This is a genomic window from Paenibacillus sp. sgz302114, from assembly GCF_056120345.1.
The window spans coordinates 445,511-458,364 of sequence record NZ_JBVYOI010000001.1 but is presented as its reverse complement, the minus strand read 5'-3'; the positions used below and the strand labels follow the sequence as shown (position 1 = coordinate 458,364).

The following is a 12,854-nucleotide window of genomic DNA, read 5'->3' as shown; positions in this document are numbered from 1 at the left end:
AGTGTCATTCCTTAACGATCTTCGCGTCTTTGTAGTAGTATTGCATAATATATTTATAGTCATACCCAAGCTCTGCCAATCCGCGAGCCCCGTATTGGGACAAACCTACGCCATGGCCATAGCCCCCGCCAACAAAGCGGTAGCCTGGATCCTTCGTCGCTGCCCGAACCTGCCCGTCACCGCTTAGAATGAAGTAGTTCGACTCCTTCAACTCTCGTGCAGAGCCATCCCCGCCTTGGATATAGACAGTCCCGCTGTCTTCCGGCCGATTGCGAAGCGCATAATCCGCCCCCGCCATAGTTACTCTCGCAGTCTCATCAATCGTAAAGAACGTACTCGGCAAGCCGCCGAATGCGGAGCGATATCCATCGGGATTCTTGACCTGCAGCTTCTGGCCGTTAACCTGAATTTCGGTCGGTCTGCCTGATGGGCCGCGTTGGCTGACCTCAAGAGTCGAAATCCGACCGCTAATCGGTTTCTGCAGCTTACCTTTCGTAAGGTTGAGTAACGCATCCGCTGAATACGTACCGCGAACCCAGGACATTTCATTGGACTGGGTCACCTTGTCCAATTGAACGACAAGCGATCCGGCGTTAACCGAATCTACGATTGGAGTATCCTCTTGAATGAGCGGAATCGGACGCACTTTCGAGCCGTTAGTCTTGACGCGCAACAGAGGTTGTCCTGCCACTGAGAGCTGGTCCGTCGGATCGAGCAGATCCTCTCGCATATAGCCGACAGCTCCATTCGGAGTAACGATCCGGTACCACTTGTAGAGCCCTTTCTCTGATGCGGTGTCTGGGCTCGAGACACTCTTCAGATAGGCAATGTCGCTTCCCCAAATTTCTTTGGAGTCCGCCGTCATACCGCCAGCGCTCGAGGAGAACACGGTCTCTATGAGTTTGCCGTTATACATCGCAACTTCCCCGCGTGTCGCATCTACCGCAGCGATCGTCGTCGGCTTCTCAGAGCCAATGCCACCATAGGCTTGACTTAGCGTCGTATCGACGACATGTGCAATTTGAAATCCAAACCCTTGATAGAGGGCATATGTACGCGCCGCAATCGCTTGCGACTTCAATGCTTCCGCCGGCCAAGACGCAGGCATCTCTGCGCCAACCACTGCGTATACGTATTGCTCGAATGGCAGCTCGTTAATAACAGCAAGCTTGTTATTCAAGCCGCTCACTTCAAAGCTTCCCCGATAGCTGCGATTGTATCGCTCGGTCAGCTTAATGCCTGCTCCTGCAACCGTAGAAACCCATAGCTTCGCGCCTGTTGCTGGAACGGAATAGAGAGCTACTGGCGGCTTAGAAGCGGACTCCGCTGTGGTGTAATCGTCGCGGATAAGCGAGTAGACGCTCGCTGCTTCCGTCTGACGAAGCGCAAGTGCAGGATTCGATTGCAGCGCCGCGGCCTTCGCTTTACCAAGCGCCGTCTGATCGCTCTCCGCACCGATCAATACCGTGTACACCGCAGCCGCACTGCCAGTCTGCTTGAGCGCCGCATACGCTTCAGCTCCGCTCGCGCTGAGCGATTGCGCAGCTTTTACAGCTTCGCTCTTCGACGTATACGTCATGCCTGTCTCGAGATGCAGCGGGCCGATCAAGCCGGCATTGCTAGACTTTCCGGTGTAGCTCGCAACCGTAGCGTCTTTGAGAAAGCGGTCGCCTGCCGCCTTCGCCTCGGTAACCGAAGAATAAGAGCCTTCAACGATTTGATACACTTTCCCTCTTGGATCATTCGTCGTAGTCATCATACCCGAGCCGCCCATCGCCTTCAGCCGCTTCAACAAAGCAAGCGCAGTCTGGTAGTTGGTCGACTCAAGCAGCATTGGCTTGTAATCATCCATCGTGAACCGGATCATCTCGCCGCTGCCCGTCTGAAACATCGGAATGACCCCTGATGGCAATCTCAGGCCAACCTGCATAGCCTCAGCCGAACTAAATGATGCAGCAGTGGTATTCAGCTTATACTTACTCGTATCCAGGAATATGCCAACGCGTATCGTATCCAGATGTGGAACAGCCGCTCCATTAGAAGGAAGCGCCGTCCACACGGAGAGTCCAATTACGCCAGCCAAAATCGCGGTAACCGTTCGCATCGTCTTCGGCATCCGAAACAGCATTCGTGCCGGTTCCATCGTCTCGTTCGTATGAACGTTAACGCCACTCATCGGCCTCATTATCCCCCTCGTGTCTAATCCTTGCGCGGCGGCAGCGAACAAGCTCCTTCATGACAGCTTTGATCCGCTTTGCCAAACCAATCATAGCGCTTTGCTGCGATGATCCGGTATAAGCCATCTGCCGCGCTGTGGAGGCCTGGAACCCGGTATAACCAGGCAAGCCAGCGCAATCCTCTCGTCGTGCGCAAGATACGGACAATGCCTGCCGCTCCGGCATGCAGCGTGCCATCCATCTCCACGACATGAATCTTCGATAACAGCTGCTCCGTAGTCACATGATCAAGACCGGGAATGGTCTCGTACGTCTCATCCAATGCCTGCACGGCAATAAAACGAACAATAGAGCTGGATTGCAGCTCCTTTAAGCGCTTCACGCTTGCCAAACATAAATTGCATTCACCGTCATACAGCACAATCAGCTTCTCGCGACTTCGCTCTTCCGATTGTTTCGGTGTTCGGGCCATTAGAGGATGACGCCTCCTTCATCGGAATCGCCTGCTTGATCGGCAGCGCCGCCTTTCTCCTCCGGAACAGGAAGCCCTAAATGCCGGTAAGCGAGCGGCGTCACCATCCGGCCGCGCGGCGTACGCTGCAGGAAGCCGATCTGCATGAGATAAGGCTCATATACATCTTCAATCGTCTGACCTTCTTCGCCAATTGTCGCCGCAATCGTATCCAGCCCGACCGGTCCGCCGCGATAAATAGTAATCATCGCACGGAGCATCTTATGGTCAATGCTGTCGAGACCAAGCGGATCGACTTGAATGAGGCTAAGCGCCGAACGCGCTAGCTCATGTGTCACAATGCCGTCTCCGCGCACTTGCGCGAAGTCGCGCACCCGCTTCAAGAGCCGGTTCGCAATTCGCGGCGTTCCTCGCGAGCGCATCGCAATCTCTTGCGCGGCTTCGCCGATAATGTTCACGCCGAGAATTTCTGACGCGCGAGAGACGATAAACGCCAGCTCATCGACCGTGTAGAACTCAAGTCGGCTCACAACGCCGAAGCGGTCACGAAGCGGTGCTGACAAGAGCCCAGCACGCGTCGTTGCTCCGATTAGCGTGAACGGCGGCAAATCGAGGCGAACTGATCTTGCGCTCGGGCCTTTGCCGATCATGATATCAAGCGCGAAGTCTTCCATAGCCGGGTAGAGCACTTCCTCTACCGTCCGGTGCAGCCGGTGAATCTCGTCGATGAAGAGTACCTCGCCTTCCTGCAAATTCGTGAGCAGCGCCGCAAGATCGCCAGGCCGTTCAATTGCAGGTCCGCTCGTCGTACGCAGATTGACGCCGAGCTCATTGGCTATAATGTTCGACAGCGTCGTCTTGCCAAGTCCCGGAGGACCATATAGCAGTACGTGATCCAGCGCTTCTTTGCGCAGCTTCGCGGCTTCAATGAATACTTTCAAATTCTCTTTCACTTGCGATTGGCCGATATACTCAGACAAATAGCGGGGACGCAAGCTATACTCCACCGCTTGATCTTCCATCATGAGGTTGGCGGAAATTATCCGATCGTCCATTTACGCTTACCTCCTTCAATCAGCCTTTAAACAGCTGCTGCAATGCCCGCTTCATGAGCGAATCCACGCTCTCATTCGGCACTTCCGTCTGCTTCATGCCCTGCCATGCGCGGTCAAGCTCGGCTGCGGTATACCCAAGAGCCATAAGCGCTTCACGTGCCTCGCGCCAAACTTCTCCACCTTCGAACAACGTGCCGCTTGTGCCCGCATCATCAAGAACAAAGCTCGCTGCCGCAAAGCTGAACCCGCCGGGGATATGATCAAGTTTATCCTTCAGATCAAGCACCATCCGCTGCGCGGTCTTCTTGCCGATGCCCGGAAGCTTCGTCAGGAACGTTAAGTTCTCTTGCTGAATGGCTGCCGCAATCGTCTCCGGCTTACCGCCAGCAAGAATGCCAAGCGCAACGCGCGGACCGATGCCAGAGACATCCAGCAGCTTGCGGAACATCGCCTGCTCCTCCCGATTCGAGAATCCGAAGAGCAGATTCGCATCTTCGCGCACATGGTGATGTGTATAAATCGTAACGGCATCATCGCTCTTCACAAAAGCATACGGATTCGGCGTAAAAACCTGGTAGCCGATATCACGTACATCCACTACGACATACTCGGTATCCAAATGGACGACACGTCCGCGAATATAATCGATCATCCTCGGTTCACCTCGTTAATTTTTTGCGTCAGAACCGACGAATGGGCATGGCAAATGGCCACCGCAAGCGCATCCGCAACGTCATCTGGCTTCGGGATGGCGGATAGCTTCAGGAACATCTTTACCATTTCCTGCACTTGACGTTTCTCCGCTTTACCGTAGCCGACAACGGCTTGCTTCACTTGAAGCGGCGTATATTCCGTTACTGGCAATCCGCGCTGTGCCGCTGCTAGAATCATGACACCGCGCGCCTGACCGACCGAGAACGCTGTCGTGACGTTCTTGTTGAAGAACAGCTTCTCGACAGCAACGGTATCTGGCTTGTAACGGTCAATAAGCGAACAGGTAGATTCGTAAACCTGCTTGAGCCGCTCTTCTTGAGGCGTATGCGCCTCCGTCTGGATGCAGCCGTATTGAACGGGAACGAGCTTGCTCCCGATTTTGTCAATAAATCCAAATCCGACAATGGCAATCCCCGGATCGATACCTAATACTCGCAATGCAATTCTCTCCCCAGGCCAACTTCATGTCCCTATCAAAAATTGGCTTCCCCCCATTATACCAAATGATGAGCAGGATGAGAACACGCGTTTTGTCTCGGGATGGGCGATGGGCAAAGAAGAAGGACGGACCGTAATACCGGGCCGTCCCTTCAGCTTTCCATTCAGTTCAAAATGACCGTTTCATTACTTTTTCTACCTTCTCATTGCGGTCGATCGCATAATCGCTGAACGTCGAAATGACACTGTTGAATTCATCTTTATCGTTTATGCGGATGCCATTCATCAGCTGGTCGATACGCTCCTTCGGCAGGCTGCTCTCCATGTAGCGGACATCAAGCTGAAAGAAAGTGCGCATCACCTTCTTCTCCTTCGGCGAACCGTCGAACATCGTCAAATTGCCCGACTTATCAAGGCTGATATAGCCGTTTCTTTTGCACGAATCAGACAGATCATCAACTCGCTGCTCCATCACGACCGCGCCGCCCGGGTGCATGACCGCGTTCCATTCGGGGTGCTGCGCAAGCATGCTGAGCGCGGCTTTGGCGCTCATTTTGCCAAGCGTCTTCATTTCATCACCGCATAAATAGATCAGACGCAGCTTCACATTAACCTGCTCGGACTGCCCTGAGAGTGTCTCAATGACACTGCTTGGACTACCGTTCGAAGGCTTGTCCGGCTCAGCAGCAGATACATCACTCGCTGTCCAGTTGAAGAGCAGCAATACGGCAGCGATAAAACTTCCAAGCTGCCACACAGGACGGCGGGAGCGGCGAAGTTTCTGTTTTATTTTTTTCCACAGGCTGAATTCCATACTGGAAATCCCCTTTTTTCCTTTTTTGTTAGTCTCTCAACGTTGCTGGAGAAATATGCACCGATTTCTAATTTAAGTGCTCCCATTGCCAAAAGCCCCGGCTGGCGCCCGGCAGTAGAGTGCCAGGAGCAAGCGCGGGGCTGAACGCAAAACGATCCATTCTGACCTGTTATCTGTTAATCCACGGGTAGCTGCCACGGCGTTTCGGTTTTGCAGTACGTACCGTACGGATAACCGGCTTTTTCTTGCGGGCAACTCTAGCTTTCGGCTCGCTCAGCTCAATGCCTTCTTCCTCGTCAATGTGGGGCCCCTCGTCTTCGCGGCAGCCGCAGTTGCAATTCTTATCATTTGCACCCGCTACGATTGGAGAAACTTGACCATTGCCCATATAAGTGTAGCCTGATGGCCCCATGTTTGCTGGAGATACCATCGACGGGTCATAGCCATATCCGTAACCGCCTTGTGGACCTACGTTAGCTGGGGATACCATTGATGAATCATAGCCATATCCGTAGCCGCCTTGTGGTCCTACGTTAGCTGGAGATACCATTGATGGATCATAACCATATCCATAGCCGCCTTGTGGTCCTACGTTAGCTGGAGATACCATTGATGGATCATAACCATATCCATAGCCGCCTTGTGGTCCTACGTTTGCTGGGGATACCATTGATGGGTCATAGCCATATCCATAGCCGCCTTGCGGGCCTACGTTAGCCGGAGATACCATTGATGGATCGAATCCATCATAACCGTAGCCGCCTTGCGGTCCCATTTCTGCAGGAGATACCATCGACGGGCTAAAGCCATAGCTTGGCGCGCCCCATGGCAATGTCATTGGCGGACCCCATTCTGGTCCTTCTTCCGCAGGGCTAACTGCAGTTGGATTCATCCCATAGCCTCCGCCAGTTGATGCCGGCGATACTGCTGTTGGGAAACCATAGCCGCTTCCTGTCGATGCTGGCGATACTGCCGTTGGATTACCATATCCGCCTGTCATCGCTGGCGACACTGCCGTTGGATTCATCCCGTAGCCGCCCGTCATCGCTGGCGATACAACCGTCGGATTGCTGAAGCCATAACCATGCTTCATTGGGCCTTGTGAAGCTGGCGATACCGCTTCAGGCATCTTAGGCATATCATAAAGCGACATCACTTCTGTTGCCGGCACGCCATATTGCTTGAACAGATCGACGTGTTGCTGCGCGTTATACACCGGATACTTCTTCTCCACTACCGGCACTGGCGCAGGCAGCGGTGTAGGTACTGGTACTGGTACTGGTACTGGTACTGGCTCTGGAGCCGGAGCTGGCTCGATCGCTTCCGGAAGTACTTCCGGAATTGGCATTGTGCTTGGCTTTTGGCCTGTTGGCTTCTTCCCTGTCGGAATTTTGCCCATCAAGCCTTGAACGCCGTGCATAACCGAGGTCGGCGACAACAGATGGTGACCCGTGCCTTTGCCGCTATTCTCACTCATGTCATGCATCATGCCCGAAGAGCCTGGCGTCGGAATGTTGACGATCTCTCCAGTCAGCAGCACGTTCGGATTTTTCAGCTGCGGATTCGCTTTAATCATATCGCCAAGCGGCACGCCCCAAGCTTTCGACAGCTTCCATAACGTGTCCCCTTGCTGCACAACATGCTGATGCATGATGTCCATTTGGCCGCCATGGTGATTCGAACCCGTCGGCACCTTCACTTTCATGCCGATGTTGATTTGATCTGGATTCGTAATGTCCGGGTTGAGCTTAATGATTTCTTCCAGCGATACGTTGTACTTTTGTGCAATTAGGTATAAGGTATCGCCTTTTTTTACAATATGAATTTTCACCCGCTTAATACCTCCTGTCACGTTCGTACGCCTTACGCGGAAGACGCGGCAAACGCCCGTTATCAATCCCTACATCCTATGCATCAGCTAGGCGAGTGTCACCCATGCGCACAAAAAAAAGTTGAAGTTCCTCCGAGCGCAGGTCCGCGCCAGAGAACTTCAACTTTATGAATTCGTGCCACTATTCGTAAACTTTAACGCCGTCCACTTCAACGGTCATACGGAATTCTTCAAGCAGATGCGTCGTAATCGGACCTGCTTTGCCGCTTCCGATCGTACGGCCATCCACTTCGCGAACCGCAATTACTTCTGCAGCCGTACCCGTGAAGAACACTTCGTCAGCCACATACACATCATGCAGCGTGAATGGCTCTTCTTTCAGCGTGTAGCCTAGCTTCGCACACAGCTCCATAATCGTTGCACGCGTAATGCCTTCCAACGCACCTACATAGCAAGGCGGCGTGTAGACAACTCCACGCTTAATGATGAAGATGTTATCGCTGGAGCCTTCAGCAACATAGCCTTGGGAGTTCAGCATAATCGCTTCACCAACGCCAGCAAGGTTAGCTTGGATTTTAACGAGAATGTTGTTCAAATAGTTCAGCGACTTGATCTTCGGATTCAGCGCATCTGGAATGTTGCGGCGCTGCGATACCGATACCGATACAAGTCCATCTCGGTAAGCTTCTGCAGGGTAGATCGCCAGCTGCTCAACGATGATAATAACCCAAGCTTGCGGGCAGCGCTTCGGATCAAGGCCCAGGTTGCCGGGACCACGAGATACGACAAGCCGAATATAACCATCGCGCAGGCCATTCTTGCGAATCGTCTCAACCAGAGCCTGCTCCATCTCATCTTGAGTTAGAGGAATGTCCAGCATGATTGATTTTGCCGAGTCATAGAGACGGTCAAGATGCTCTTTGCATTTGAAGATATTGCCGCCGTAGATTCGGATTCCTTCGAAGATCCCGTCTCCGTATAAAAAACCGTGGTCGAATACGGAAATCTTTGCATCTTCTTTGCTTACATACTCACCGTTTAAATAAATGACTTGCTCTGCCATGACTGCTCATGCACCTCCGAAATGTTTGCTTCTCATATAGATTGCTTACGCTGTAACATATTTAAAGCTAGGATAGCTTCCTAATACACGAACCTGACAGCCGATAGCTTCGATTTCAGCAATTGCTGACGGAAGCAGCACCGTATCGAGTGACATATCGATGTCGATCAGAAAATAATAATTGCCGAGCTTCTTCTTCGTCGGACGCGATTCGATGCGGGACAAGTTGATTCGACGCCACGAGAAAGCAGACAGCACCTGATGAAGGGCGCCAGGATAGTCCTCAGGCATCGTAATCAGAACGCTCGTCTTATGCGCAGCCGATTCGCGAATGGTGAATGGCTTGCTGCCGACAAGCAGGAACCTTGTGAAATTGTTGTCGTGATCGGTCACCGCAGCTTCCAGCACGGACAAGTTGTTGTCCGCAGCTGCGGATACTTGGCCAATCGCCGCCCAACCGCGGCCCGGATTGTCTCGTACAATCCGAACAGCTTCGGATGTACTGCCAACATGCTCAAGCTCCGCATGCGGAAGATGGCGCTTCAAATATTGCGTGCACTGTGCCATCGCCACAGGGTGGCTCATCACCTTCGTAATCCGCCCGTAAGCGAGACCGCCAGCATCATCAAGCAATTCAGATGCAGGACCAATCAAATTCTGAATGGACGGATATACCCACTCGGCTTGAATCGGCAAATCGACCTCATCAACGAGCCAATCGGTATGTAAGCCCACCGAACCGTCAATCGTATTCTCAATCGGAATAATGGAGTAGTCCGTTTTCCCTTCCGCCGTCGCCAGAAATACATCCGCGATCATACGGTGGTAGGTGTACTGAATCGTATCGTTATGCGCACCGAATAAATATTTGGCCGCCTCGTCCGAGGTGGAGCCTTTCGTCAAACATGCTACATTTATCATGCCCTGACTTCTCCTTTAACGCGTTCCATGAACGATTGTCCACTTGGCTCCCTTACAACCGTGAGCTCAGGCCCTCCGGTGCATGGCTCAAGCCACATCGTCTCCGCTTCAATGCCGTGCCTCTTCAGCGTGTCGATCAGGAATGCTTCTAGCTCTGCCTTCTGCGTGCTTCCGCGGTGAACGAGTGTGAGCAGCGTCGGGCCCGCTCCGCTGAGAGCAACTCCAAGAGCGCCATGCTCTGTGGCATGCTCTAGAATTTCTGCCATACCAGGCACGAGTGGTGCCCGATAAGGCTGATGGAGCCGATCTCGCATCGCATGCGGAATAAGATCCAGCTGACCGCTTGCGAGCGCAGCAACGAGCAAGGAGCTGTTAGCCACGTTGAAGACAGCATCTTTCATGCTAAGCTGTGTAGGAAGCGCATGACGCGCTTTCTCTGTCGCCAGTTCAAACTGAGGAATCGCAACGAGAACTTCTAGATCCGCTGGCGGCGCAATCGTCACCTTCGCAGCGCGAGAGCCGTCCCATGATGCCACGACGATACCGCCGAAGAGCGATGCGCCGACATTATCCGGATGGCCTTCGAGCTCCGTTGACAGCTGGAACAGCTCGTCTTCGCTAAGCGGGCTTCCGATTAACGCGTTCGCGGCAACGAGTCCGCCAATAATGGCGGATGCACTGCTGCCGAGCCCTCTTGTCAGAGGAATTTCGATAAACATATCAATAGTGATCTCAGGTACGGATACGCCTGCTTTCTCGAACACGAGCTGAGCCACTTTATAAATCAGGTTGGATTTATCGACGGGAATGCCGTCCAGTCCATCTCCATGCAGGTTGATTACAGTTCTGCCATCCTCGGGAATTGCCATCTCAATCCAGGCATACAGTGACAACGCCATGCCAAGCGCGTCAAAGCCAGGACCAAGATTCGCCGTGCTGGCCGGAACCTTCACCATTACCCGGCGATTCATCACTGTGCTGCTTCCTCAAGCTGGCGGATGGCATTCATAACCGCTTCTTCCGTATCGTCAACAACGATCGGCTCAGCTTGTACACTCTTGATCGCGATGTTCGGATCCTTCAAGCCGTGGCCTGTAAGCACGCAGACGATCGTCTCGCCGCCTTGGAACTTGCCTTCGCGCTTAAGCTTCAGCACGCCAGCGATCGAAGCCGCGGATGCCGGCTCTGCGAAGATTCCTTCACGGCTTGCGATTAGCTTGTACGCGTGAAGAATCTCTTCGTCTGTGACGAAGTTGATTTGACCTTCGGATTCTTCCGCAGCAGCAACCGCTGTTGTCCAGCTAGCCGGATTGCCGATTCGGATTGCGGTAGCAATCGTCTCTGGCTCTGCGATTGGCTCGCCCTTCACGATCGCCATCGCGCCTTCCGCTTCGAAGCCGACCATCTTCGGCAGCTTCGAAATCCGGCCGTGTGCGTGAAGCTCCTTGAAGCCTTTCCAGTACGCAGAGATGTTACCCGCATTGCCTACTGGAATTGCCAAATAGTCCGGCGCTACTCCGTCCAGCTGATCTACGACCTCGAACGCAGCTGTCTTCTGGCCTTCGATGCGGTACGGGTTAACCGAGTTTACAAGCGTGATCGGATGCTTAGCCGTAATTTCACGGACGATCTCGAGCGCGCGGTCGAAGTTGCCGTTGATCGCGATCACTTTGGCACCATAGATTACCGCTTGAGCAAGCTTGCCAAGCGCAATATTATTATTCGGAATCAGGACGATGCAGTTCAGTCCGCCACGAGCCGCATAAGCAGCAGCTGCTGCCGACGTGTTTCCAGTCGACGCACACATAATTGTCGTGCTGCCTTCCTCCATCGCTTTGGCAACTGCCATTACCATACCACGGTCCTTAAACGAGCCTGTCGGGTTCAAGCCTTCATACTTGAAGAACAGGTTCAGCCCAAGCTCCTTAGACAAGTTTTCTGCGCGAACGAGCGGCGTATTGCCCTCCTGCAGCGTCAACATTGGAGTTTTGTCCGTTACAGGCAAATATTCTTTGTACGTTTCAATCAAGCCAAGGTATCTCATCGTAGGTAATGCTCCTTTATGTCTATAAGATTAGCTTATTAGCCTTCTACACGGTAAACGCTCTTGATTACTTTCACGACATCCATACTCTCGAGTGCGCCAAGCACTTTCTTCATTGCCGCTTTGTTCGCATCATGCGTAATGATGATGATTTCCGCTTCCGGATTGCTCGCATTCGGCTGCTGCAATACAGACTCAAGGCTTACTTCAAACTCGGCAAAAGCTTGCGTGATGCGTGCCAGTACACCAGCGCGATCCGCAACATGCAGCAGCAGGAAGTATTTCGATGCGATCTGCTCGTCAGTCTTAAGCTTCTTCTCTTTGTAAGCAAGCTTCTCTTGCTTGCCGTTCACGCCAAGCTTGAGATTCTTCACAACGGCAACAAGGTCAGCAACGACGGAAGTTGCTGTCGGCAGCTCGCCTGCGCCTGCTCCGTAGAACATCGTCTCGCCTACCGCTTCGCCATACACGTAAACCGCGTTGAACACACCGTTTACGGAAGCGATTGGGTGCGAACGCTTCACCATCGTCGGCTGTACGCTCACGCTGATATAGTCATCTTGACGCTCCGCTATGCCAAGCAGCTTCACTTCATAACCGAGGCGCTTTGCATAGAGAATATCTTCACGGGAAATCGACGAAATCCCTTTAACATCCACATCTTCAAGCGCGATGTTGGCACGGAAGCCAAGTGTCGCTAGAATGGTCATTTTGCGTGCAGCATCTAGGCCTTCCACGTCAGAGGTCGGATCGGATTCCGCATAACCAAGCTCTTGCGCTTCCTTCAGCACATCGCTGTAATCCGCACCTTCTTGGCTCATCTTCGTCAGGATGTAGTTCGTTGTACCGTTCACGATACCCATGATCTTCGTGATGCGGTCGGAGGAGAAGCCTTCAACCAGCGTACGAATAATCGGGATACCGCCAGCTACGGAAGCTTCATACAAGATGTCGCAGCCATGCTCTTGCGCCTTGGACAGTATCTCTGGACCGTGCAGCGCCATCAAATCTTTGTTCGCTGTTACGATATGTTTACCGCGAGAAATCGCCTCAAGGATATAGCTGCGCGTCAGATCAATGCCGCCCATCACTTCCACGATAACGTCAATCTCAGGGTTATGAATAATTTCCCAAACATCCTCTGTCAGCTTGCTCGAATCAATATTGATCGAACGCGCTTTGCTCTTGTTCTGTACGAGCACTTTCTCGATAACGATCGGCGAGCCGACTTGGCTCTCCAAATCGCTCTGATGACCTTCCACGAGGCGAACAACACCTGTTCCCACCGTTCCAAGGCCGAGCAATCCTACTTTAATCGGTTTCAT

At 52.9% G+C, this 12,854-nt stretch carries 12 protein-coding genes; all 12 read right to left on the bottom strand.

The genetic code is table 11. The features are described from left to right. Positions 1 to 4: 4 nt before the first annotated feature. Positions 5 to 2,176 carry a SpoIID/LytB domain-containing protein gene (locus AC0LWF_RS02070; protein ID WP_474649908.1) on the bottom strand — a complete coding sequence of 724 codons (2,172 nt, stop codon included), beginning with the start codon at positions 2,174 to 2,176 and terminating at the stop codon, positions 5 to 7. A 23-nt stretch (positions 2,177 to 2,199) separates the two neighbouring features. Next, positions 2,200 to 2,649 (bottom strand): thiol-disulfide oxidoreductase DCC family protein, encoded by a 450-nt coding sequence (locus AC0LWF_RS02065; protein ID WP_474649907.1) that lies wholly within the window; start codon positions 2,647 to 2,649, stop codon positions 2,200 to 2,202. Then, positions 2,649 to 3,704 (bottom strand): Holliday junction branch migration DNA helicase RuvB, encoded by a 1,056-nt coding sequence (gene ruvB / locus AC0LWF_RS02060; protein WP_474649906.1) that lies wholly within the window; start codon positions 3,702 to 3,704, stop codon positions 2,649 to 2,651. The genes AC0LWF_RS02065 and ruvB overlap by 1 nt, the downstream gene beginning before the upstream one ends. Positions 3,705 to 3,723: 19 nt before the next feature. Beyond that, entirely contained in the window at positions 3,724 to 4,356 is a 633-nt protein-coding gene (gene ruvA / locus AC0LWF_RS02055; RefSeq protein WP_474649905.1) for a Holliday junction branch migration protein RuvA, read from the bottom strand. Further along, positions 4,353 to 4,856, bottom strand: a complete 504-nt coding sequence (gene ruvC, locus AC0LWF_RS02050) for a crossover junction endodeoxyribonuclease RuvC (protein ID WP_474649904.1) — start codon at positions 4,854 to 4,856, stop codon at positions 4,353 to 4,355. Before ruvC ends, ruvA begins: the two co-directional genes overlap by 4 nt. A 169-nt stretch (positions 4,857 to 5,025) precedes the next feature. Further along, positions 5,026 to 5,670, bottom strand: coding sequence for a BofC C-terminal domain-containing protein (locus AC0LWF_RS02045; protein ID WP_474649903.1), 645 nt, complete (start codon positions 5,668 to 5,670; stop codon positions 5,026 to 5,028). A gap of 169 nt (positions 5,671 to 5,839) precedes the next feature. Next, a complete protein-coding gene (locus AC0LWF_RS02040) occupies positions 5,840 to 7,501 on the bottom strand; it encodes a LysM peptidoglycan-binding domain-containing protein (RefSeq protein WP_474649902.1) in 1,662 nt (553 codons plus the stop codon). Between the two features lie 181 nt (positions 7,502 to 7,682). Beyond that, positions 7,683 to 8,564, bottom strand: a complete 882-nt coding sequence (gene ilvE, locus AC0LWF_RS02035; protein ID WP_090572879.1) for a branched-chain-amino-acid transaminase — start codon at positions 8,562 to 8,564, stop codon at positions 7,683 to 7,685. Between the two features lie 45 nt (positions 8,565 to 8,609). Next, complete coding sequence (gene pheA / locus AC0LWF_RS02030; RefSeq protein ID WP_474649901.1) at positions 8,610 to 9,485, bottom strand: prephenate dehydratase; 876 nt, start codon at positions 9,483 to 9,485, stop codon at positions 8,610 to 8,612. Next, positions 9,482 to 10,456, bottom strand: coding sequence for a homoserine kinase (gene thrB / locus AC0LWF_RS02025; RefSeq protein ID WP_474649900.1), 975 nt, complete (start codon positions 10,454 to 10,456; stop codon positions 9,482 to 9,484). The genes pheA and thrB overlap by 4 nt, the downstream gene beginning before the upstream one ends. Beyond that, a complete protein-coding gene (thrC, locus tag AC0LWF_RS02020) occupies positions 10,456 to 11,529 on the bottom strand; it encodes a threonine synthase (protein WP_474649899.1) in 1,074 nt (357 codons plus the stop codon). The genes thrB and thrC overlap by 1 nt, the downstream gene beginning before the upstream one ends. Positions 11,530 to 11,567: 38 nt before the next feature. Continuing rightward, the gene (locus tag AC0LWF_RS02015; RefSeq protein WP_474649898.1) at positions 11,568 to 12,854 is read right to left on the bottom strand and encodes a homoserine dehydrogenase; all 1,287 of its coding nucleotides are present in this window, start codon (positions 12,852 to 12,854) and stop codon (positions 11,568 to 11,570) included.

Bases quoted from the DNA above. Each gene is read 5' to 3' on its own strand.
- AC0LWF_RS02070 (WP_474649908.1), bottom strand. From the start codon at position 2,176: ATGAGTGGCGTTAACGTTCATACGAACGAGACGATGGAACCGGCACGA.
- AC0LWF_RS02065 (WP_474649907.1), bottom strand. From the start codon at position 2,649: ATGGCCCGAACACCGAAACAATCGGAAGAGCGAAGTCGCGAGAAGCTG.
- ruvB (WP_474649906.1), bottom strand. From the start codon at position 3,704: ATGGACGATCGGATAATTTCCGCCAACCTCATGATGGAAGATCAAGCG.
- ruvA (WP_474649905.1), bottom strand. From the start codon at position 4,356: ATGATCGATTATATTCGCGGACGTGTCGTCCATTTGGATACCGAGTAT.
- AC0LWF_RS02045 (WP_474649903.1), bottom strand. From the start codon at position 5,670: ATGGAATTCAGCCTGTGGAAAAAAATAAAACAGAAACTTCGCCGCTCC.
- ilvE (WP_090572879.1), bottom strand. From the start codon at position 8,564: ATGGCAGAGCAAGTCATTTATTTAAACGGTGAGTATGTAAGCAAAGAA.
- pheA (WP_474649901.1), bottom strand. From the start codon at position 9,485: ATGATAAATGTAGCATGTTTGACGAAAGGCTCCACCTCGGACGAGGCG.
- thrB (WP_474649900.1), bottom strand. From the start codon at position 10,456: ATGAATCGCCGGGTAATGGTGAAGGTTCCGGCCAGCACGGCGAATCTT.
- thrC (WP_474649899.1), bottom strand. From the start codon at position 11,529: ATGAGATACCTTGGCTTGATTGAAACGTACAAAGAATATTTGCCTGTA.
- AC0LWF_RS02015 (WP_474649898.1), bottom strand. From the start codon at position 12,854: ATGAAACCGATTAAAGTAGGATTGCTCGGCCTTGGAACGGTGGGAACA.